The 21,552-nt window shown below is 71.4% G+C and carries 19 protein-coding genes and 1 pseudogene; 10 read left to right on the forward strand and 10 right to left on the reverse strand.

Features of this window, described 5'->3' with window-relative positions; translation table 11 throughout:
• Nucleotides 1-104: 104 nt before the first annotated feature.
• Nucleotides 105-1,343: an iron uptake transporter deferrochelatase/peroxidase subunit gene (gene efeB / locus AB0N14_RS09325; protein ID WP_366025059.1), complete on the reverse strand. Its 1,239-nt coding sequence runs from the start codon at nt 1,341-1,343 to the stop codon at nt 105-107.
• The gene (locus AB0N14_RS09330) at nt 1,340-2,545 is read right to left on the reverse strand and encodes a peptidase M75 family protein (protein ID WP_366025060.1); all 1,206 of its coding nucleotides are present in this window, start codon (nt 2,543-2,545) and stop codon (nt 1,340-1,342) included. The genes efeB and AB0N14_RS09330 overlap by 4 nt, the downstream gene beginning before the upstream one ends.
• A gap of 250 nt (nt 2,546-2,795) precedes the next feature.
• On the opposite strand from AB0N14_RS09330, the gene AB0N14_RS09335 reads away from it, so the two are divergent.
• Complete coding sequence (locus AB0N14_RS09335; protein WP_366025061.1) at nt 2,796-3,848, forward strand: Ku protein; 1,053 nt, start codon at nt 2,796-2,798, stop codon at nt 3,846-3,848.
• A gap of 105 nt (nt 3,849-3,953) precedes the next feature.
• A complete protein-coding gene (locus AB0N14_RS09340) occupies nt 3,954-4,325 on the forward strand; it encodes an ANTAR domain-containing protein (RefSeq protein ID WP_366025062.1) in 372 nt (123 codons plus the stop codon).
• A 36-nt stretch (nt 4,326-4,361) separates the two neighbouring features.
• Here the strand turns inward: AB0N14_RS09340 and AB0N14_RS09345 are convergent, their stop codons facing one another.
• Nucleotides 4,362-4,925, reverse strand: coding sequence for a hemerythrin domain-containing protein (locus tag AB0N14_RS09345; protein ID WP_366025063.1), 564 nt, complete (start codon nt 4,923-4,925; stop codon nt 4,362-4,364).
• Nucleotides 4,926-5,056: 131 nt separating this feature from the next.
• On the reverse strand, nt 5,057-6,025 hold the full coding sequence (locus AB0N14_RS09350; RefSeq protein WP_366025064.1) for a LysR family transcriptional regulator: 969 nt from the start codon (nt 6,023-6,025) through the stop codon (nt 5,057-5,059).
• Between the two features lie 133 nt (nt 6,026-6,158).
• On the opposite strand from AB0N14_RS09350, the gene AB0N14_RS09355 reads away from it, so the two are divergent.
• Nucleotides 6,159-7,403, forward strand: a complete 1,245-nt coding sequence (locus tag AB0N14_RS09355) for an MFS transporter (RefSeq protein ID WP_366025065.1) — start codon at nt 6,159-6,161, stop codon at nt 7,401-7,403.
• Between the two features lie 43 nt (nt 7,404-7,446).
• Nucleotides 7,447-7,752 (forward strand): hypothetical protein, encoded by a 306-nt coding sequence (locus tag AB0N14_RS09360; RefSeq protein WP_366025066.1) that lies wholly within the window; start codon nt 7,447-7,449, stop codon nt 7,750-7,752.
• 109 nt (nt 7,753-7,861) lie between these two features.
• Here the strand turns inward: AB0N14_RS09360 and AB0N14_RS09365 are convergent, their stop codons facing one another.
• Nucleotides 7,862-8,449 carry a hemerythrin domain-containing protein gene (locus AB0N14_RS09365; protein ID WP_366025067.1) on the reverse strand — a complete coding sequence of 196 codons (588 nt, stop codon included), beginning with the start codon at nt 8,447-8,449 and terminating at the stop codon, nt 7,862-7,864.
• A 218-nt stretch (nt 8,450-8,667) separates the two neighbouring features.
• Here AB0N14_RS09365 and AB0N14_RS09370 point away from each other — a divergent pair, with 218 nt between their 5' ends.
• Nucleotides 8,668-10,122 (forward strand): cytosine permease, encoded by a 1,455-nt coding sequence (locus AB0N14_RS09370; RefSeq protein WP_366025068.1) that lies wholly within the window; start codon nt 8,668-8,670, stop codon nt 10,120-10,122.
• 19 nt (nt 10,123-10,141) lie between these two features.
• Here the strand turns inward: AB0N14_RS09370 and AB0N14_RS09375 are convergent, their stop codons facing one another.
• The 3 genes from AB0N14_RS09375 to AB0N14_RS09385 form a co-directional block, all read right to left on the reverse strand.
• Entirely contained in the window at nt 10,142-12,265 is a 2,124-nt protein-coding gene (locus AB0N14_RS09375) for a SpoIIE family protein phosphatase (protein ID WP_366025069.1), read from the reverse strand.
• Nucleotides 12,266-12,481: 216 nt separating this feature from the next.
• Nucleotides 12,482-14,707 carry a catalase/peroxidase HPI gene (gene katG, locus AB0N14_RS09380; protein WP_366025070.1) on the reverse strand — a complete coding sequence of 742 codons (2,226 nt, stop codon included), beginning with the start codon at nt 14,705-14,707 and terminating at the stop codon, nt 12,482-12,484.
• A 34-nt stretch (nt 14,708-14,741) separates the two neighbouring features.
• Nucleotides 14,742-15,179 carry a Fur family transcriptional regulator gene (locus tag AB0N14_RS09385; RefSeq protein WP_366025071.1) on the reverse strand — a complete coding sequence of 146 codons (438 nt, stop codon included), beginning with the start codon at nt 15,177-15,179 and terminating at the stop codon, nt 14,742-14,744.
• A 240-nt stretch (nt 15,180-15,419) separates the two neighbouring features.
• On the opposite strand from AB0N14_RS09385, the gene AB0N14_RS09390 reads away from it, so the two are divergent.
• Nucleotides 15,420-16,352 (forward strand): SGNH/GDSL hydrolase family protein, encoded by a 933-nt coding sequence (locus AB0N14_RS09390; protein WP_366025072.1) that lies wholly within the window; start codon nt 15,420-15,422, stop codon nt 16,350-16,352.
• 129 nt (nt 16,353-16,481) lie between these two features.
• Nucleotides 16,482-17,699, forward strand: a complete 1,218-nt coding sequence (locus AB0N14_RS09395) for an acyltransferase (protein WP_366025073.1) — start codon at nt 16,482-16,484, stop codon at nt 17,697-17,699.
• A gap of 156 nt (nt 17,700-17,855) precedes the next feature.
• Here the strand turns inward: AB0N14_RS09395 and AB0N14_RS09400 are convergent, their stop codons facing one another.
• Nucleotides 17,856-18,146 carry a hypothetical protein gene (locus tag AB0N14_RS09400; protein ID WP_366025074.1) on the reverse strand — a complete coding sequence of 97 codons (291 nt, stop codon included), beginning with the start codon at nt 18,144-18,146 and terminating at the stop codon, nt 17,856-17,858.
• 115 nt (nt 18,147-18,261) lie between these two features.
• Between AB0N14_RS09400 and AB0N14_RS09405 the strand changes: the two are divergent.
• The 3 genes and pseudogenes from AB0N14_RS09405 to AB0N14_RS09415 all read left to right on the forward strand — a co-directional run.
• A pseudogene (locus tag AB0N14_RS09405) lies at nt 18,262-18,477 on the forward strand (peptide ABC transporter ATP-binding protein); the annotation flags it as partial.
• Nucleotides 18,477-19,601 carry a LacI family DNA-binding transcriptional regulator gene (locus tag AB0N14_RS09410; protein WP_366025075.1) on the forward strand — a complete coding sequence of 375 codons (1,125 nt, stop codon included), beginning with the start codon at nt 18,477-18,479 and terminating at the stop codon, nt 19,599-19,601. The pseudogene AB0N14_RS09405 and the gene AB0N14_RS09410, both read left to right, overlap by 1 nt.
• A 179-nt stretch (nt 19,602-19,780) precedes the next feature.
• The gene (locus AB0N14_RS09415; RefSeq protein WP_366025076.1) at nt 19,781-20,890 is read left to right on the forward strand and encodes an FAD-binding oxidoreductase; all 1,110 of its coding nucleotides are present in this window, start codon (nt 19,781-19,783) and stop codon (nt 20,888-20,890) included.
• 112 nt (nt 20,891-21,002) lie between these two features.
• Here the strand turns inward: AB0N14_RS09415 and AB0N14_RS09420 are convergent, their stop codons facing one another.
• Nucleotides 21,003-21,548 carry a DUF488 domain-containing protein gene (locus AB0N14_RS09420; RefSeq protein WP_366025077.1) on the reverse strand — a complete coding sequence of 182 codons (546 nt, stop codon included), beginning with the start codon at nt 21,546-21,548 and terminating at the stop codon, nt 21,003-21,005.
• Nucleotides 21,549-21,552: the final 4 nt, after the last annotated feature.

The raw sequence follows: 21,552 nt of genomic DNA on the forward strand, positions 1-21,552 counted from the left end.
AACGGCACGATGCTGGAGGCACGGTGGCGATCAAGTGAACACCGGGTCAGGGATGCCAAGGGAAATCTTGACCGCCTCTTGACTCAGCGGCGGCCCCGGCACGTTCAGGACGCCCCGGCCAGCAGTTCCCGTCCGTACCAGTCCGCGCTGTCCCGCACACCGGGCAGGGCGAAGAAGTAGCCGCCGCCGAATGGCTTGATGTAGTCGGTGAGAGGCTCGCCCGCGAGGCGGCGTTGCACGGTCTCGAACTGCCGGGCGAGGTCCTGCTGGTAGCAGCAGAACAACAGCCCCATGTCGAGGTTGCCGTTGCTGTCCATGCCCGCGTCGTAGTTGTAGGCCCGGCGCAGTATCCGCTGGTTGGCGGTGGCCGACGTGCGTGGGTTGGCCAGGCGTATGTGACTGTCCAACGGGATGACGTCGCCCTTGGGGTCGTTCGGGTAGTCGGGTGCGTCGTGCTCCGCGTTCCCGTCCAGGGGCGCGCCGGTCTCCCGGGAGCGGCCGAACATCCGCTCCTGCTCGGTGAGGGAGACCCGGTCCCAGAACTCCACGAGCATGCGGATCAGCCGGACGACCTGGTAACTGCCACCGACGGCCCAGTCGGGTTCGCCCATGCCGCGGCCCACCCACACCAGGCTGTTCATCTCCCGGGCGTCGGTGGGGTCCGGGTTGGCGGTGCCGTCCTTGAAGCCCATCAGGTTGCGCGGTGTGCCCGAGGGGCGGGGCGGGCTGGAGAATCCGTCGAGGCGCCAGCGGACCTGCAGGCCGCCGCGAGTGTGCCGGGCGATGTCGCGCAGCGCGTGCAACACGGTGTCCGCGTCGTCGGCGTGCAGTTGGAGGCTGAGGTCGCCGTGGCACCACTCGGGTCTGAGGTCGTCATCTGGGAACGACGGTATCGTCGTCAGCCTGCGCGGGCGGTGACCGGCGAGGCCGAAGCGGTCGTCGAAGAGGGACGCGCCGACGCCGACGGTCACCGCCAGCGCACCGGAGGGCAACCGCTCGCCGAGGATGCCGGAGTCGGCGGGCGGGCCGGTGATGCCGACCGGCGAGGGCGTGCCGCCCGAGGTGAGGAAGCGGGCGCGGGCGGTGAGGGTGCGCAGGAGGTCGACGAGGTCGGCGCGGTTCTGGGCGGTCACGTCGAGGGCCGCCAACGCGGTGACGCGGCGCGGGGCGGCGAGCACCGACTGCTGGTGGGGGCCGTGGAACGGCGCGACGGGCGACGCACTCGCGCCGCCGGTGGCGGCCGGGGCCGCCGCGCCGCCCGCCGCGAGCCCGGCGCCCGCGAGGGCCGCGCCGCGCAGGAAGCCGCGCCGCCCGACCCCGCCGGTCTCCACGGACGCGCTCACACGGTCCTCCGCGGGTCGCAGAGTGTCGCCACCGAGGCGAGCCGCTCCACCAGGTCGTCGAGGACCGCGTCGACCTGTTCGCGCTGCGAGCGGTCCAGGCGGTCGAGCGGCGTCCAGCTCTCCTCGTGGTGGAGGCCGTCCAGCGTGTGCTGGGCGCGCTCCAGTTCCCGGTCGAGGCCGGGCAGGTCCGGGTACCGGGTGGTGAGCAGGGGGCGCAGCCGGGACAGCACGGCGCGGGTGCCGTCGAGGTTGGCGCGGGCGGTGGCGAGGTTGCTGCCGCTGCCGTAGTCGGTCCGCCCGGTCAGCTCGAACTGCACGGTGTTCTCCAGGATCTCGTGTGCCCTCAGGCCCAGCTGCGCCGGATCCATCCGGGCCTGCGCCCAGCTGTCGCGCAGCGCGGTGACCGCCCTGACGAGAGCGCCCGCCGGGGCGCGCAGGGCAGTGGTGGTCTGGCCGTGCCACAGTCCGTACTCGATGCGGTGGAAGCCGGTGAAGGACGGGTCGTGGACGCCCCCGGCGAGCCCCGCGTCCGTTCCGTTGATCTGCTTGTCCGCGTCACCGAAGGCGTCGTACGCCGCGCCCAGCCGCTCGTACTCCAGATGCGCGGAAAGCCAGGTGGCCCTGGCCCCCTCGAGGTCGCCGCGGTCGATGGCGTCCTTCAGCCGTCCGGTCAGCCGTACGACCTCGTCCAGACCGCCCGCGACCCACTTCTGGTAGTCGATGGCCAGGGGGATCAGGTCGTGCTCGGTGACCGGGGCCGCCTCGGGTCCGGACCGTCCCGAGGTGATGCGGACGGTGGGGCCGGTGACCGCGTCGGCGTCGTCGGGCAGGCAGGTGAAAGCGTAGGAGCCCTTGCCGAGGCGCACGGTCAACGCCCGTGTCGTGCCCGGGGCGAGGCCCTCCATCTCGCCGTAGACGGCCCGGGTGCGAGCGTCCTCCAGGTAGACCTCGGCGGGGCCGTCGGACGTGTTGTGCAGGTCGAAGACCTGCAGGCCGGAGACCGGGTTGTTCCAGCCCCGTCCGCAGCCGCTCGGTGACACCTCGACGGTGGTGTGGGGCAGCCCGTCGTCGGTGGCGGCCCGCGCGCGCCGGGCTCCGCCGAGGGTGGTGGCCAGCAGAGCCGCCACCAGGGCGAGGGTGAGGAGGGCTCCGCCCGCGGCCCAGAGACGGGCACGCCGTGATGCGAGGCCGGGCACCGGCATTTTGCTCCGCGCCTCCCCGGACGACGTGCGAACGTACTGACGCGCCCGGGTGGCGGGCGCGATCACTCATGCTAGGCAGCACCGTACGCCCGAACGGCCCTGCGACAGGGGCGGACACCAAGAGTTCCGTCAGGGTTCACCGGGTGCTCGCCGGCCGAGGTCGTCGTCAGTCCTGCGGACCGCTTCACCGTGCCGCGCACCCGCGCCCTTCGTACGCTGGTGCCCTCGGGGCATGTCACGGAGGTCTGCGATGCCCCGGAGCATCTGGTCGGGAGCGATCAGCTTCGGCCTGGTCACGATTCCGGTCAACGTGGTGCCCGCGACCGAGGACCACAGCGTGCGCTTCCACCAGTACCACTTGGAGGACATGGGCCGGGTCCGGGTGCGCAAGTACTGCGAGCTGGAGGACCGTGAGGTCCCGCCCGACGAGATCGGCAAGGGCTACGAGCTGTCCAGGGAGCGGGTCGTGCCCGTGCTCGACGAGGAGCTGCGTGAGCTGCCGTTGCCCACGGCGAAGGCCATCGAGATCGCCGCGTTCGTGCCGGCCGGGTCGATCGACCCGCTGCGCATCGGCGAGGGCTACTACCTGCAGGCGTCCGGCACGGTCGCCGCGAAGCCGTACGCGCTGCTGCGCAGGGCGCTGGAGCGGACGTCGAAGGTCGCGGTGGCGAAGTTCGCCTGGCACGGCCGGGAGAGGCTCGGGCTGCTGAGGGTGCGGGACGAGGCGATCGTGCTGCACGCGATGCGGTGGCCCGACGAGATCCGCGACCCGGGGGAGCTGGCTCCGCAGCAGGTCCGGCTCTCCGACGACGAGATCACCGAGGCGGAACATCTGATCGACCGTATGACCCGTGAGGACCTCGAGGGCCCCGACTTCGTCGACCACTACACCGAAGCGCTCGAGCAGGTGATCGAGGCCCGGCGTGAGGGGCAGGCGCCGCCCCAGATGCCGGAGCCGGAGGCGGGGCCCGGCAAGGTGCTGGATCTGATGACCGCGCTCCAGGCGTCCGTGGCCCAGGCGAAGGCCTCCCGCGGCGAGGAGACGGAGGCCGAGGTCCACGAGCTGCCGGAGAAGAAGGCCGCCGCCGGCAGGACGGCGAAGAAGGAGCCCGCCGAGAAGACCGCGGCGAAGAAGACGGCCGGGAAGAAGACCACGAAGAAGACCGCGGCGAAGACCGCCCCGAAGGCCGGGGCACAGACCGCCGCGCGGAAGGACACCGCACAGAAGAAGACCGCGGCGAAGGGGGCCGCGGCGAAGAAGACCGCGGAGAAGAGGACGGCCCGTCGGCCACGCAGCGCCTAGCTAGGCACCGGCGCGGCCGACGGGGACACCGCACATCCGGGTCGTCCACGACGCCGACCTGGGGGAAGCTGGAACTGCGGCCACTCGTTCATCCAGGGGCACACCATGGCGTTCCACGCGATATCCAAGCGGCACCCTCCGCGCCTGCCCACGCACCTGCTCTCCCCCGCCGACCTGGCGACGGAGAACGAGCGACTGCACGAGGAGAACGCGCAGCTGCGGCAGGCGGTGACCTCCCATGCCACCATCGACCAGGCCATGGGCGCCGTGGTCGTGCTGGGACGGATCGCGCCGGAGGAGGCATGGTGCGTCCTGCGCGACGTCTCCCAGCACACCAACACCAAGCTGCGGGTCGTCGCCGAGCACATCCTGAGGTTCGCGCAGGGTGACGCCCTGCCCGACCCCGAGCTGAACCAGCTGCGCCAGGCGCTCAGCCGGTACGAGATCCGCTCCCGCGCCGGCCGGCCCGACCAGTGAGCCGCCGGCCGGCCCGACCGGTGAACCGCCGGCCGGTCAGTCCTTCTCTCCGCGACCCGTGAGCGCGTCACGGATACGGTCCACCAGGCCGGCGCCGGGCGCGAGCAGCTTGTTGGCCGGCGGCTTGTCCGGTGCGGAGGGGTGCGGGCGGGTCGGCGCCGTCTGCTTCGCCCGCCGGACCTTGTCGCCCAGCTCGTCGAGGGCTTCGGCGGAAGCCGTTTCGCCCAGCCTCGGGAAGAGGTTCCCCTCCTCGTCGGCCACATGGGACCGGATCTCGGTCATCAGCATCCCGATGAGCCGGTCGAACTCCGGGTCGTCGGCCTCGTGGCGCTCCAGATCCTTCATGATCTGTTCGGCCTTGGCGTGGTCCTCGAGCTCCTTGTCGGCCATCGCGTCCCCGTCGGGCAGGAACTGCCGTACGGCCGGGTAGAGGTAGGCCTCCTCGGCCACCGAGTGACGCACGAGCTCCATGACGGCCTGATCGGCGTACACCTTGCGGTTCTTGTCACCGGGCGGCAGCGCCTCGATCCGCCCGAAGAGCTCCTCCACTTCCCGATGGTCCGTCATCAGCTCGTTGATGACGTTCCCTCCATGTCCCATGTCCAACGCCTCCTTGTGGATTCGGCTGGATACGGCGACCCCACGAGGGCTCGCCCGGCACACCGGGTGCCCCCGTCGACGCGCGGATAACCGGGGTGTCGTGGTAGGTGGTGGGCCCCGGTCCTCTCGGCTCACGATGGGATCGGCGACGGGTGACGCGGTGGTCCCGACCGCTTCGCCCATGCCGGGGTCCAGGTCTCGGTGTCGGAGTGGTCGAACCGCCTGGAGCGGAGGTGGTCGCGGAGCGCGGCGAGTGCGGGGTGCGGGTTGTCGCGATGCCAGAGCAGTGAGTGCGGGTAGACCGGTGCCGGGTCGCGCACGGCGATCCGCCGCAGACCGTGGTCAGCGGGCCAGACGAGCCGTGTCTGCTCGCCGACGAAGGTCGCCAGTGACCGGGAGTCGGCGATGGTGTCCAGCAGGGGCTCGGTGCCGAAGTCGGGGCCGGTGATCTCGATGGTGAGCCCGAACGCGGCGGCGAGGGCATCGTAGTAGGCGGCCCACTCGGTTCCGGGAACGATGCCGGGCATCCAGATCCGGTGCCCGACGAGCTGGGCGGGCGTGACGGCGCGGGCGGCGGCGAGCTCGTGGTCCGGTCCGGTGAGAAGCTGGACGGGCTCGTCCAGGGCCCAGGCGACCCCGATGTCGTCGGCGAGCTTCCGGCCGGGCATGGTGACGGCGCGGAAGGACGCGTCGATCGTGCCGGAACGGATGGCGTCGACGGCCGCGTCGGCGTCGAAGAGGGTCACGACATCGAGCTCGACCTCCGGGTGCGCGCGATGGAAGCCGCGCAGCACGGCAGCCGGGGCGAGCCGTCGGCCGATCACGTCGACGCGCAGCGCGCGGCGGCCGGGACGGACGGAGGCGACCGCCCTCTCTTCGGCCCGTAGGAGATCGCGGGCGTGGGGCAGGAACGCCTGTCCGTCGATCGTGAGCTTCGCCCCTCGCGCGGTGCGGGTGAACAGCCGAACGCCGAGGACCCTCTCCAGCGTGGCGATGCGTTTGGAGACGGCCTGCTGGGTGATCGACAGTTCGGCGGCGGCGTCCTGGAACCGCCCCGCGTCAGCGGCGGCCACGAAGGTGCGCACGGCATCGAGATCCACGCGGCCCACCGTACCCGCACAACAAAATGTTGTGCCTTCCTGTCGGATCCGTTGTTTGATCTCGTCATCTGCCACTCGCTTTGATGCCGAGGGTCAGCGGCAGGTTGTTCGGGCGGCGAGAGGGGCGTCGGGTATGGCGGGGAGACGGGCGCTGGGGCGGCGGTTCGAGTGGTTGTGGGCAGCGTATGCGGTCAGCTCGTACGGCACAGGGCTCGGGTTCGGCGCGTTTTCCGTGCTGACGGTTCTCGTGCTGCACTCCGGGCCGACCCAGGTGGCGGCGCTGTCCGCGGCGGGGCGGGCAGTGGGAGCCGTGGTGGCGGTGCCACTCGGTCCGTGGGTGGAGTTCCGCCGTAAACGGCCGGTCATGGTGGCGATGGACCTGACCCGGTTCGCGGCGTTGATGAGCGTCCCCGCCGCGTTCGCGCTCGGCTGGCTCACCTTCGCCCAACTCCTCGTCGTCTCCGTCGTGGTCGCCGCGGCCAACATCGCCTTCAACGCGGCCAGCGGTGCGTATATGAAGGCGCTCGTGCCGCAGGAGGACCTGCTCGTCGCGAACGGCCGGTTCGAGTCCACGATGTGGAGCGCGACGGTGGTCGGGCCGCCGCTCGGCGGGGCGGCGATCGGGATGTTCGGCCCGGTGACGACCGTGGTGGCCGATGCGGTCAGCTACCTGCTCTCGGCGCTGGGCATCCGCGCCATCGGCGGGACGGAACCGCGCCCCGCGCGGACCGGCGCACCGCGGCTGCGCGCACGCGATCTCCTCGAAGGATGGCGCCACATCCTCGCCCACCCGGCGCTGCGCCCGCTGTTCCTCAACACGATCGTGGTCAACGGCCTGATCATGGCTTCCGAGCCGCTGCTCGCCGTACTCCTGCTGGGCCGCCTGGGGTTCGCACCCTGGCAGTACGGTCTCGCGTTCGCGGCCCCTTGCGTCGGTGGTCTCGTCGGCTCACGCCTGGCGCGCCGGCTCGTGGCTCGGTTCGGGCAGCACAGGGTGATGCTCACCGCGGGGGTGCTGCGTGCGTGCTGGCCTGTCGGATTGGCGTTCGTCCGGCCCGGTGTCCCCGGGATCGTCCTCGTCATCGCCGTGCAACTCGGCCTGGTCACCTGCATCGGCGTGTTCAACCCGGTGCTGGCCACCTACCGGCTCGACCACACCGGCCCCGACCGGGTCGCCCGCACCCTGGCCGCGTGGTCGGTCAGCAGCAGCGCCGCCATCGCGGCCCTGACCGCTCTGTGGGGTCTGCTGGCCGCCGTCACCGGCCCCCGCACCGCGATCGCGGTCGCCGGAGTCCTCCTCCTCGCCACCCCGCTGCTGCTCCCGCGCCGCGAGAACGCGCCCGGGAACACAAGGAAACGGGCCGCCAGCCTCACATGACACGGGCGCGTTGTCGGACGACGGCTCTGGGTACTCGGCGCGCATGAACGACAAGCATCGCAACCACGACAGTGACGAGCGGCGGACGGCCGAGCAGGCCGCCCGGGAGCAGCGCGAGGCAGAGGACCAGCGCGCCGCTTCGCGTCCGTTCGAGTACCCCTACCCGGAGCGCCGGGCAGGGGTCAGGGCCCGGCGCCGCGTGACGGAGCAGGACGCGGACGCCGACATGGCCCCCGGCGTTCCCGGCGGCTACGGCACCACCGGTGGCGGCCAGCCGGGCGGCACGGGCGCGGCCCATCCGCCCCGGCCTTCCCGGCAGCAGCGCGGAGAGGGCGACGGCGACACGTAGGAGCCCTGAAGGTGCCCACTGACACGGCGACGCCACCGCCGGTGTTCCGCCGGCGGTGGCGTCGTCCGTCTGCCGGTGCGCACACGCGTTGAGTGTGCGCCCGCGTGTCTCATGTGCGGCCCGACGATCCGGTGATCGCGTCCTTCACCCGGTCGACCATGGACGCGAAGGGACCGGTCAGCAACTGGGCCGCGGGCGATCCCGCAGCGGTGGGGTGCGGATGGGTCGGTGCCACCTTCTCGACCATCTGCAGCCTTGCCCCGAGGCCCTTGAGCTGCTCCTCGTCGCAACCGCGCCGCACCGCGGGGAACTCCTCCTGCTCCTCGTGCTCGGCATGGTCGATGACGGCCTTCTCGAAGGCGGCGAGTTTCGCGTCGAACTCGGCACTGGTGACGTCCATCTTCTCCAGCTCGGCGAGGACCTTGTTGGCTTCCTCCTCCTCGTGGTTGCGGGCCTCGGCCTCGGCGTCACCGGCCGTCCTCTTCGCGGTGGGGCGCAGGATCAGCTCCTCCGCCGTCTCGTGCACCGCCAGCAGCGCCCTCAGCTCGTCGAACGTCTGCTTCTTCTGCTCGCCCTGCGCGCTCTTCACGTCGTCGAACAGGTCTCGGATACGTGCGTGCTGCTCCAGCAGGACGCGGACCACGTCGCCTTCCGGAAGCCTCGCCGCCTCCTTGCGTTCCATCGTCGCATTGCTCACGGCACTGCCCTCCTCTGAGCGTCGTTCACTGGGCGGGTAACCCCATCCCACTAGGGCAAACGGAACAAACAGGGCACAGGTCGCACAGGGGACTGCCGCAGACGCCCCGTCGCGCCGCACCGTGAGGCGGAACGGCGTGCGTTGCGACGCACCTCTTGACCAGCCGCGATCAGGGGAAGATCGTGTGACCGGGGGCGAACCGGCACGCAGGAGGCGCCGTGACAAGCACATCAGCAGAGCCGCGGATGCCGGGCCTGGAGATCCGCTCCATCGACTACGTCCCCCTCGACGAACGCCACGGCAAGCTGTGGCACCTCGGGCCGCTGTGGTTCATGTCGAACGCGCAGATCGCCACGCTGGCGGTGGGCCTGATCAGCATCACCGAGGGCGGCAACCTCGTCTGGTCGCTCATCGCGATCGTGGCGGGGACCGTCGTCGGCACCTTCTTCATGGCCTTCCACTCGGCCCAGGGCCCGCAACTGGGGCTGCCGCAGATGATCCAGTCGCGGCCCCAGTTCGGCTATGTCGGGGCCCTTCTGGTGTGGCTCTTCGCCTACCTGCAGTACGCCGGGTTCAACGTCTTCAACACCATCCTCACCGGGGACGCCCTGCACACCACGCTGCACGGAGGCGTCGACCTGTGGGTGGTCGTGGTCACCGTCGTCGCCTTCCTCGTCGCGCTGGTGGGCTACGACGTCATCCACCGGGCCGAGCAGGTGCTGACGTACACCTTCCTGGTCGTCTTCGGGATCTTCACGGTGGGGATCCTGGTCACCCTGCACTACCCGCCCGGCTCCTTCGACCTCGGCGCCTTCCGGTGGACGCCGTTCCTCGCCCAGTTCGGTGTGGTGGCCGGCTACCAGATCAGCTGGGCCATCTACGTCTCGGACTACTCGCGGTACCTTCCGCCGGATGTGACGGTCCGCAGGACCTTCTACTGGACCTACTTCGGGTCGGCGCTCGGCGGCATCTGGCTGATGGTGCTCGGGACGCTGCTCGCCGCCTGGGCGGGAAAGAACTTCGACACCATCCGCTCGATCGACGCCGCGGGCGACAAGGTGTTCGGCGGATTCGGCGCGATCGTGCTGCTGTTCGCCGCGCTGGGGCTGGTGTCGGTCACCGCGCTGAACATGTACGGCGGGTCGCTGACGCTCATCAGCGCCATCGACTCCTTCAGGAGGGTGCGCCCGACGCTCGCCGTACGGCTGGTGACCATCGGACTGACCGCGGCGCTCTCCCTGATCGGCGCACTGTCCGCGACGTCCAACTTCCTTCAGAACTTCAACAACTTCCTGCTGCTGGTGCTCTACCTGTTCATCCCGTGGACCGCGGTCAACCTCATGGACTACTACGTGGTGCGCCGCGGCCACTACGCCATCGCCGAGATCTTCAATCCGCGCGGGGTCTACGGGCGCTGGGGGTGGCACGGCATCATCGCGTACCTGGTCGGGTTCGCCGCCATGGTGCCGTTCTTCTCCGTCCCGAACCTCTACGTCGGGCCCGCCGCCGAGGCGCTCGGCGGAGCCGACATCTCCCTGTTCGTCGGACTGCCGGTCGCCGCGCTGCTGTACTGGCTGCTGACACGGTCCATCGATGTGGAGGCCGAGAGGCGACTGGCGGAGGCGGAGGCCGCGGAACTGGAGCGAGCGGCACACGCGCACCGCGAACCGTAGGGCCTGTCCACGGATCAGCTCATACGGCGGTCACGACCAGCGCGGTCTGGTCGTCCAGCGAGGTGTCGTGGGTGAAGGCGGCGACGGCGGTGGTGACGGACTCCAGCAGGGCGGCTGCGGTGGGCGGAGCCGTGGTCAGCGTGTCGGCCAGCCGCTCCTCACCGAACAGCTCGCCGGCCGGGGACCGCGCTTCGGTGATGCCGTCCGTGACGAGGACCAGGCCGTCGCCCAGGCGCAGGTCGACGCGCACGGGTGATCCCACACCGCCCAGGCCGAGGCCCAGCAGGAGGCCGGGCGGCACGAGCCGCTCGACGGTGCCGCCTGCGCGGCGCACGAGCGGCGGCACATGGCCGGCGCGCATCAGGGTCACCGCCTGTCCGGTGGTGGTGTGCCGCAGTTCGCCGTAGACGAGCGACACGAACAGTTCCTGGCCCTCGGTGTGCTCGGCCAGAGCGTCGTTGATCGCGGCGACCACGGCCACGGGGTCACGCAGCAGACGGGCGACCGCACGTGCCGTGTGCCGGACCATACCGGTCGTGGTGGCGGCCACCGCTCCGTGACCGCACACGTCGCCGATCATGACGGCCCAGCGGTCGCCGGGCAGCGGGAAGACGTCGTAGAAGTCGCCGCCGACGTCGAGACCCTCGCCGGCCGGATGGTAGGAGGCCGCCAGGGCCGCGCCCGGCACCTGCGGCAGCTTCGGGGGCAGCAGCCCGGCCTGGAGTTCATGTGCGAGCCGCACCCGGTGCGTGAACTGGCGGGCGTTGTCCGCGCTCAGCGCGGCCCGGCCGGCCAGCTCTTCGGCCAGTGCCACGACGTGGCCGTCCCAGTCCCGGTCGACGGCCAGCAGCGCCAGGGCGCCGAAGGTGGATCCGCGGGCCGTGAGCGGTACGCAGAGGTAACCGGCGCCGCGCCCGCCGGGCTCGGTGCCGGGGCGGACCTCGATGAACCCGGTCTCCGTCGTGCCGGAGGCCAGCACGCGGGCGACCGCGCGGTCCACCGCCTCGCACCACTCCGGTGCCACGAGCAGCCTCTCGTGCGCCCGGGTCGCGGCCGCGGAGGCGATCCGGCTGCGGTGGCCGCCGTCGGCCACGTAGACGGCGCACAGCTGCGCCAGGCCCGGGACCGTCAGCTGGGCCAGACGCCGCAGGCTGTTCGAGTAGTGCTGCTCGCGCGCGATGGCGGTGCTCGCCTCCAGGACGAAGGCCAGGTCGTCACGGGCCGAGCTCTCACGCTGCCGCGCGGCTCGGCCCGCCGTCACGGCCTGGTGCCGCTCGATGGCCAGGGCCGCGATGCGTGTGAAGGCGGCGCCGAGGACCAGGTCCTTCAGTTCCGGGATCTTCGGCGTCCGGTGGTACATGGCGAACGTGCCCAGCAACCGGCCGTCCGTGCTCAGGATCGGGGTGGACCAGCAGGCCCCGACCCCCGCCCGCTTGGCCAGCTCGCGGTACTCCGCCCACAGCGGATCGGTGGCGATGTCGGTACAGACCACCGGGGCGCGCCGGTACGCGGTGGTGCCGCAGGATCCCTGGCCCTCGCCGATCGGGGCCCCGTCGATCGCCTCGTTGTAGAAGTCGGGCAGGCTCGGGCCGGTGCCGTGCCGCAGCCGCCGGCCGTCGGCGTCGACGAGCAGCACCGAGACGAGCATGCCCGGGGAGAAGCCCTCGATCGTCCTGGCCATGCCGGTGAGAATCTCCTGCAGCGGGGCCTCGCGCGCGATCTGCTCCAGGAGGGCGCGCTGCTCCGCCGCCAGCAGCTGTGTGTCACGGTAGGCGGTCGTGTCCATGGCGATCACTACGACCCCGTCGACCCTGTCCAGGGCGTCCCGCCGGGGCTCGTAGGTGAGGTCGAAGATCCTTTCTTGCTCCGCCCCCGGCTCCCCGAGGACCAGCCGTTTGTCCCGGGTGCGGTAGGGAACGCCGGTGCGGTACACCTCTCGGATGCGGTTGATCACGCCCTGCAGAGCCGCATCGGGCATCAGCTCGACGATCGGCACGCCGGTCCGCCTCCGGCCGCCGCAGACGATGTCGAAGAACGCCGGGTTCGCGGTCTCCACGATGTGCCCGGGACCGCTCAGGGAAGCGAAGATCACTGGGGCCGGTCCGAACAGGTCCGCGTCCGGCGGCCACTGGGGGGAGAGCATGGTCGCACCGGGTGGTCCTGGGACATCGGGCCTTATGGACATGACCAGGTCCCCTTTCCGCCGTCCACTTCCAGACAATTTATACGTCTTTTTAGCGGAATTTCAGGGGTGGGCGGATTTTGCTGGTATTCGGGGATGGGCGGTCGTGCGGTGTCCACGAACGGACGACGCCCGGGCCGGCCGTGCGGGCCTGCCCGGGCGTCGTGATCGGAAGGATCAGACGAGGTCGAACCGGTCGAGGTTCATGACCTTGTCCCACGCCGCGACGAAGTCCTTGACGAACTTCTCCTTCGCGTCGTCGCCGGCGTAGACCTCCGCGAGCGCACGCAGCTCGGAGTTGGAGCCGAAGACGAGGTCCACCCGGCTGCCGGCCCACTTCGGCTCGCCGGTGGCGGCGTCGCGGCCCTCGAACGCGGTCTGGTCCTCGGAGGTCGCCTTCCACGTCGTGCCCAGGTCGAGCAGGTTGACGAAGAAGTCGTTGGTGAGGACGCCGGGCGTCTTGGTGAAGACACCGAGCTGCGAACCCTGGTGGTTGGCGCCGAGGACGCGCAGACCGCCGACGAGCACGGTCGTCTCGGGGGCGCTCAGGGTGAGCAGGTTCGCCTTGTCGAGCAGCAGGTACTCGCCCGGCAGGCGGTTGCCCTTGCCCAGGTAGTTGCGGAAGCCGTCCGCCGTCGGCTCCAGCGCCTCGAAGGACTCGACGTCGGTGTGCTCCTCGCCGGCGTCCACGCGGCCCGGGGTGAAGGGCACCTCGACCTCGAAGCCGGCTTCCTTGGCGGCCCTCTCCACGGCGGCGGCACCGCCGAGGACGATGAGGTCGGCCAGGGAGACCTTCTTGGCGCCGGAGGAGGCGTTGAACTCCTGCTGGACGCCCTCGAGGACGCGCAGCACCTGGGCGAGCTGGTCGGGGTCGTTGACCTCCCAGCCGCGCTGCGGGGCGAGACGGATGCGGGCACCGTTGGCGCCGCCGCGCTTGTCGCTGCCGCGGAAGGTGGAGGCGGACGCCCAGGCGGTGGTGACCAGCTGGGACACGGTGAGGCCCGAGTCGAGCAGCTTGGTCTTCAGGGTCGCGATGTCCGCGTCGTCGATCAGCTCGCCCTCGCGCTGAGGCAGCGGGTCCTGCCACAGCAGGGTCTCCTCCGGGACCTCCGGGCCGAGGTACAGCGACTTCGGGCCCATGTCGCGGTGGGTGAGCTTGTACCAGGCGCGGGCGAAGGCGTCCGCGAATTCGTCCGGGTTCTCGTAGAACCGGCGGGAGATCGGCTCGTAGATCGGGTCGAAGCGCAGCGACAGGTCGGTGGTGAGCATCCGCGGGCGGTGCCTCTTCGACGGGGCGTGCGCGTCGGGGACGATCTCCGGGGCGTCCTTGGCCACCCACTGGTGGGCGCCGGCCGGGCTCCGCTCGAGCTCGTACTCGTACTCGAAGAGGTTCTTGAAGAACCCGTTGCTCCACTGGGTCGGCGTGGCGGTCCAGGTGACCTCCAGGCCGGACGTGATGGCGTCCCCGCCCTTGCCGGTGCCATAGGTGCTCTTCCAGCCCAGGCCCTGCTCCTCCAGCGGGGCGGCCTCGGGGTCGGCGCCGACGTGGTCCGCCGGGCCCGCACCGTGGGTCTTGCCGAAGGTGTGGCCACCGGCGATCAGGGCGACGGTCTCCTCGTCGTTCATCGCCATGCGGCGGAACGTCTCACGGATGTCGCGGGCCGCGGCGATCGGGTCCGGGTTGCCGTTCGGGCCCTCCGGGTTGACGTAGATCAGGCCCATCTGGACCGCGCCGAGCGGGTTCTCCAGCTCGCGGTCGCCGGTGTAGCGCTGGTCGTCGAGCCAGGTGGTCTCGGGACCCCAGTAGACGTCCTCCTCCGGCTCCCAGACGTCCTCGCGGCCGCCACCGAAGCCGAAGGGCTTGAATCCCATCTGCTCCAGGGCGACGTTGCCGGTGAGGATCATGAGGTCGGCCCAGGAGATGCTCTGGCCGTACTTCTTCTTGACCGGCCACAGCAGACGGCGGGCCTTGTCGAGGTTGCCGTTGTCCGGCCAGCTGTTGAGGGGGGCGAAGCGCTGCTGGCCGGCGCCGGCGCCGCCGCGGCCGTCACTGATGCGGTAGGTGCCCGCGCTGTGCCAGGCCATACGGATCATCAGCGGGCCGTAGTTGCCGAAGTCGGCGGGCCACCAGTCCTGCGAAGTGGTCAGCACCTCGGCGATGTCCCGCTTCACCGCCTGCAGGTCGAGGGACTTGAACGCCTCGGCGTAGTCGAACTCCTCATCGAGGGGATTGGCCACGGCGGGGTTCTTGGCGAGGATCTTCACGTTGAGCCGCTCCGGCCACCACTGGCGGTTGCCGCCGCCCTGCGTCGGGTGCAGGGCGCGCCCGTGCGCGACAGGGCAACCGCCGTCTCCACCCTCCGTCTTCGGGTCTGTGACGACTGCGTCGTGGTTCTCGGTCATGGCAATCCTTCCGGATGAGAGCGGATCACGGTGCTCAGGAACTGCGGGCGGTGGAACATGCGGAGCACAGGCCCCAGTAGACGACCTCGGCCTCGTCGATCGAGAAGCCGTGGTTGTCGGACGCGGTCAGGCAGGGTGCCTCGCCGACCGCGCAATCGACGTCGGCGACGGCGCCGCACGACCGGCACACGACGTGGTGGTGGTTGTCGCCGACGCGTCCCTCGAACCGGGCGGCGCTGCCGGCCGGTTCGATACGGCGTATGAGCCCCGCCGCGGTGAGCGCGTGGAGAGCCTCGTACACGGCTTGAAGCGAGATGTGTCCTACGCGGTCGCGCACTCCGGAGGCGATCGCCTCGACGCCGAGGTGGTCGCCTCCCCGGACGGTCTCCAGCAGCGCGACGCGGGCCGCCGTCACCCGCAGGCCGGCACCGCGCAGCTCCTCGGCGGTGGTCGGAGTCCGGGATGCGGTCATGCCGTCGAACCTACCCCCGCAAACACGAATAGTTCAAGAAAACGAGCGAACCAAGTTTGGGGCGTCGCGGCGGAGGGCCGAGCGCCCGGGCCCGATTGAAGCAGCCATGCCACGAAATGCTCGCTCCCCACCTCTGGCTCCGGCGACGCGGCGACCGGTATACAGGCCCCGGCGAACGTGCGCCGGCCGCCGCCCGACGCGGGCTCCGCGCGCCGTTCCGGCCTCAGGGGGAGGACTTCCATGGCGCACGACACCTGTACGGGCGAAGCGGCGGGACGTGGAGCGGCGAGACGCCGCCGGTGGCCGCTCGCCGTGGGCGCGGCTCTCGGCGGTTGCGCCCTCTTCGCCACCTCCACGGCACCTGCCGCGGCGCACGGCGCGGGAACCGGCCACGACACGCACTACGTGTCACTCGGGGACTCCTACGCCTCCGGCCCCGTCATCCCCCGACAGGTGGACGCCGCCTGCGCCCGCTCCGACCACAACTACCCCTCGCTCGTGGCGGCGGAGCGGCACATGACCGCGTTCAAGGACGTGAGCTGCGGCGGAGCGACGACCGACAACATGTGGAAGGCTCAGGGCACCAACGCGCCCCAGCTCGACGCGGTGCGGCGCGACACCGCTCTGGTGACGGTTCAGATCGGCGGCAACGACCTCGGTTTCGGCTCCATCATCGCCACCTGCGCACGCCTGAGCTCGCAGGACCCGACAGGCGATCCGTGCCGGCGCTCGTACGCCTCCTCCGGGGTCGACCGGTTGACGCTCGCCATCGCGCAGACGGCGCCGAAGGTGGACCGTGTCCTGCGGGCCGTGCACGCCAGGGCACCGCACGCCCGGGTGCTCGTCGTCGGCTACCCGGACCTCCTGCCCGACGACGGCAGCGGCTGCTACCCGTCGGTCCCGTTCGCGTCGAAGGACTTCCCCTATCTGCGGGACACCGAGAAGCGACTGAATCTGATGCTCCGTCTGGTGGCGGAGTGGAACCGGGCGGAGTACGTCGACACCTATGGCCCCACGCGCGGCCACGACATGTGCAAGGCCCCGGCGGACCGGTGGATCGAGCCGTTGCAGCCGGCCTCGCCCGCGGCCCCCGCGCACCCCAACGCCCAAGGCGAGGAAGCCATGGCGCGGGCCGTGCTGGAGCGCCTGGGCGAGGGACGCGGACGCCACTGAGCCGGGCGACACCCATAGCCCCGCCTTTGCGGCGGATCCGGACACGCGGCCGAAGGAGATCGTCAGTGCCGGTGTGACGTTCCCTACTGCCCCCGAATGAAACGTGGCGAACGGGCAACGTTCCCCTTCATGCCCGTTCGCACACCCCCGGTAGTTGACACGACGACGCCGCCCCTGACAGCGCCCGCCACCACCGAGCCCGCCACAAGGGTCCCTCCATCCGCTCCGGCGCCCTCGCTGCCGTCCCTCACCGGACTGCGCTGGATGGCCGCGCTCCTGGTCTTCGGACTCCACGTGGGCAACTTCGGCTATTTCGGTGGCACCGGCGGCCACATCATGACCTGGGCGTTCCAAGCCGGTAGCACCGGGGTGTCGTTCTTCTTCGTCCTGTCCGGGTTCGTTCTGATGTGGACCGCGCGGCCGAACGACCGCGCGGTCTCCTTCTGGCGGCGGCGCATCGCGCGTGTCTTTCCTGTTCATCTGGTCACCGCCGGGATCGCGCTGCTCATGGTCTACACGCCGCCCCATCTGGCGAAGCCGACGGCGGCCCAGGGAGTGGCCAACGTGCTGCTGGTGCACTCCTGGCGGCAGTCCTGGTGGCAGACGCTGAACCCGGTCAGCTGGTCGCTGGCCTGCGAGGCCTTCTTCTACGCCGCCTTCCCGCTGATGGTGGTCGTCCTGCGCCGTCTCGGACCCCGGGCGTCGGCGGCGCTGGCCGGGGCATCCGTGCTGGCGGTCCTGGTCCTCGCCCGGGCGGACGCCCACGACTGGGTGAGCCAGTCGCTCTACTCCCTCCCGGCCGCCCGCCTGCCCGAGTTCGTCCTCGGCGCCGCCACCGCCCGGCTGGTGCGGCTCGAACGGTGGCGCGGTCCAGGCCTGGAAGCCTCACTCGCCCTGGCGATCATCGGCTACTTCCTCGTGCCGCAGATCACCGACGGTGGGTACCCGGCCACCGCGTGCACCCTCATGGGCTTCGCGCTGCTCATCCCGGCGGCGGCCGTCGCCGACCTGCGCGGCCTGCCCTCGCTGTGGCGGCACCGGCGACTGGTGCGCCTGGGGGAACTCTCGTTCGCGTTCTACATGATCCACCTCCTGGTGCTGCGGGCCGGCACCAGCCTGCTCGGCAAGTCACCCCACTTCGGCCTGCCGACGGCCGTGGTCACCACCGCCATCGCGTTCGGCCTGTCCCTCGCCCTGTCCTGGCTGCTGTACGAGGCGGTGGAACGCCCCGCACGACGGCTGCTGCTCCGCGGCCGCCGCTCCTCCCTCACACACCGGGCTCCGAAGGCCGCCACGCCGGAGACCATCGCGCCCACCCGCGAGGCTCCGGCCGCGGCACCCGACTGACGGGGGCGTCGCCAGAAGACCGGCGACGACCGCGCCGGGCGCCCTGGTCGAGCCGTTCCCCACCGCGACCGGCTCGACCGTGGCGCACCCGGCGGAGCCGGGGTGCCACGGATCACGTGGCGGCAGCCAGGTGCGCCGGTCCGCCTCAGCCCACGGTCACCTGCACGTACGGCAGACGACCGGTAGTCCCGCCTCGGCCAGCCGCAGCACCTTACGGGCGTCGCTCAGGGCGAGCGTGGGTGTGGAGGCGTAGAAGAAGTCCCCCTCGATGAACAGCGCTTTGCAGGCGGGGGCGTCGGGGGCGAGCCGTCCGCCGGACACGGTCGCACCGGGCAGGTCGAGCACTGGGCCGCCGAGGAACTGATGGGTCCAGCCGAGCCGGACGCCGGTGGCGGTGAACCAGGACGCGCCGATGCCGGTGACGGTGTAGCCGGTCTGCCGGAACACGGCGACGTCCACCTTGGGGGTGCCCGTCGATCTCTCTGGCCACCTCGTCCGGCTCCACCAGGCCGTCCGGCCACCACCACCGGAACCTGGGGCGCACCGACCGCGGCGGGTCGGCGAACTGGTCAAGGGGATCCTGGAGTTGATGGCCGAGCTGGCCGGCGCGGGCATGACCATGGTGGTCGTGACCCACGAGATGGGCTTCGCCCGGCAGGTCGCCGATACAGTGGTGTTCATGGATGCGGGAGTCGTCGTGGAGTCCGGGCCGCCGGAGCAGATCTTCGACGCGCCGCGGTCCGCGCGGCTGAAGAAGTTCCTCTCGCAGGGCCTGTGATGGCGGCGAACGGTACGGCAGCGCAGGGCGGACGCAGGCGTCCGACGGTGGCCGACGTGGCCCGCGAGGCCGGCGTGTCGGTGGCCACCGCGGGCCGCGCCCTCGGCGACTACGGCCGGGTCGGCGACGCCCTGCGCGACCAGGTGCGGGCCGCCGCCGCCAGGCTCGGCTACTCCCCCAACGGCGTCGCCCGCAGCATGCGTTCCGGCGGCACCCGCACCATCGGCTTCATCGGGGTCGACATCTCCAACCCCTACTTCGCCACCGCGATGCGCGGCATCTGCGACGTGGCCCGCGAAGAGGGCTACGAGGCGATCCTGGCCAACAGCGACGACCGTATGGACGCCGAACGGGCCGCGGTGAAGGTCTTCCTGGAGAAGCAGATCGAGGGCCTCGTCGTCGCGCCGAACGCCGTGATCGACGTCGCCCACCTGCGGCGCGCCCAGGACCTCGGGGTGCCGGTGGTCCTGCTCGACCGCCACAGCAACGCCCTGGACGCGGACAGCGTCGTCATCGACAACGAGGGCGCCGCCCAGGAGGCGGTCGAGCACCTGTTGGAGCTAGGCCACCGGCGCATCGGGATGCTCCTGTACGTGGATCCCGACGAAAGCCCCGAACTGGTCACGTCGGACAAAGGCCGACTGACCGTACGGGGTGCGGCGCGCCCCTCGATCGACCGTATCCGCGGCTACCTGGCCGCTCTGGACGCGTACGGCGCGGAGTCGTCCCGGGAGCTGATCCGCTGCTCGGTGATCGGGGACGCCGCCGAGTTCGAGAAGGAGGCCCACGCTCTGCTGTCGCTCCCCGAGCCGCCGACCGCCGTCTTCGCCGCCGACAACGTCGCCACCCAGGGGTTGTTCACAGCCGTCCGGCAGCGGGGCCTCGCCCTCCCGGGCGACATCTCGCTGGTCGGCTTCGACGACCTGGACTGGACGACTCTGGTCGACCCCCTGCTGACCGTGGTGGGCCAGTCGCCGATGGACATGGGCCGCACCGCGGCCGAGCGGCTCTTCGCCCGCATCAAGGGCGACGACAGCCCCGGCGAACGGATCGTGCTGCCCACCCGGCTGCTCGTCCGCTCCAGCGCCGCGGAGCCGCGGCGCGGCAACGCCCGCGCCGACTGACACAGGGCCTCTCCCCGAGACCCCCACCCTCATCCTCACTCGGCGCAGCGCGATCACGGCGCGGCGCACGCACACACGACACGCTCTTGCGAGCGCATCCCTCATGGCGCCCGCGGAAAGGCACGTTTACCATGCCCGTTTCCTCACCTTCGTCCTCCTCTTCCTCCAGCCGTCGCCGCGTGGCCGTGGTCGGCGGTGGCGTGCTCGGCGTGTCGACCGCGGCACAGCTCGCACGGCGCGGCGCGGAGGTCGTCCTGGTCACCGACTCCGACCTGGCCTCGGGCGCGTCAGGGCGTTCCCTGTCGTGGCTGAACTCCTTCGGCGGTCCCGGCGTCCGGTCGGCGGCCTACCACGACCTGCGGATGCTGGGACTGGACCGCTACCGCACGTTCGCACACCGGGTTCCGTCCTCCTCCCCCTACCTGCGCTTCGACGGCGGGCTGACCTGGGCGCCGTCCGGTGACACAGAGCCGCATCGCTCGGCGTTCGCCCATATGCGGCGGTGCGGCTACGACGCGGTGTGGCTGAACCGCGACGAGGTGGCCGACCGGACGCCGGGCGTCGATCCGGCCGCCATCCCCGACGAGGGGGCGATCTTCAACCCCGGTGAGGGCTGGGTGGACCTCGCTGCGCTCGTCCGGCAGCTCGCCGCCGACCTCACGGGGGCCGGCGGCCGGATCGTCACCGGTGCCGGAGCGGCATCCGTCGTGGTGGAGGGAGGCCGTGCCAGGGCCGTGCTGACCGGGTCGGGTGAGCGGATCGACGTCGAGGCCGTGCTTCTGGCGACCGGTGCCGCCGTGCCGCGGATGGCTCAGGAACACGGTGTCACCATCCCGGACGCCACCCCGGTGGCCCTTCTGGTGCGCACCCCGCCCGTGGACACCGCCCTGCGAGCGGTGCTCAACACCCCGCGGGTGGCGGTGCGTCCGGCGCCGGACGGCTCACTGGTGATGGACTCCGACGCGGCGGCGGACGAGGTGGTCGTCCACCCGGATGGCAGCTACGAGGTCGAGGACGCCACGGTCGAACAGCTGCTGCGCGAGGCGTCGGCCGTGCTGGAAGGCAATCCCGTACTGACCGCCGCCTCCTACGGGGTCGGGCCCAAGCCGATCCCCGGCGGCGGCGAGCCGGTCCTCGGCGAACTCGACGAGGTACCCGGCCTGTTCGTGGCGTTCACGCACAGCGGGGCGACGCTCGCTTTGATCGCGGGTGAACTGCTGGCCGACGAGATCGTCACCGGGGAGCCCAGCCCGCTCCTCGCGGCCTTCCGTCCGGGCCGCTTCGGCTGACCCCGCCCGGAACGGCAGGGTGCGCCGGGGGCACCCTGCCGTTCCGCCGTGCCGGTCCGGCACCCTGACCTCGCGCCGCACCGGTCGGTGCCCCACTGCTGGGCCTACCCGCTCACTCCCCGGCCGGAGGCTGCACGTCGTAGACGAGCAGTCCGTCGTCGCGCAGCCGCACTCCCTGGCTGAGGGAGTGCGGGACGAGCCGGCCGTCGTGCATCAGATGCAGGACGGGCCGCCCGCGTGCGAGCACCACGAAGTCGGCGATGAGGCGACGGTGGCAGCGCCACCAGACGGCCTCCCCGCACATCACGGCCGTCCGGCGCTGTGCGGCTTCCTCGAGGAGCAGCGTGATCGCGTCGACGAACTCGGCCGTCCGGGTGTGTCCGGCGTATCCGCGGAAGGACTCGTTGCGCCACACGGTGTCGGGTGAGTCCTGCGGCACCTTGCGGAATCCGCCCAGTCGCGGCTCCCAGCGGTAGGCGATCCCGCACCCGGGCAGCCACTGCCGCAGCCGCTCCCTGCCGACGTCCGGGTTGCGGCGGCTTCCCGGCGCGGTCCTGACATCCACCACGGCGGCGATCCCCGCCGCGCGCAACAGGTCCGAGAGCCGGTCGCGGTCCGCCGTACCGTGTCCGAAGGTGACGAGCGCCTGTTGCCTCATACGT

Source organism: Streptomyces sp. NPDC051104, assembly GCF_040682835.1.
Classification (GTDB): Bacteria; Actinomycetota; Actinomycetes; order Streptomycetales; family Streptomycetaceae; genus Streptomyces; species Streptomyces cynarae.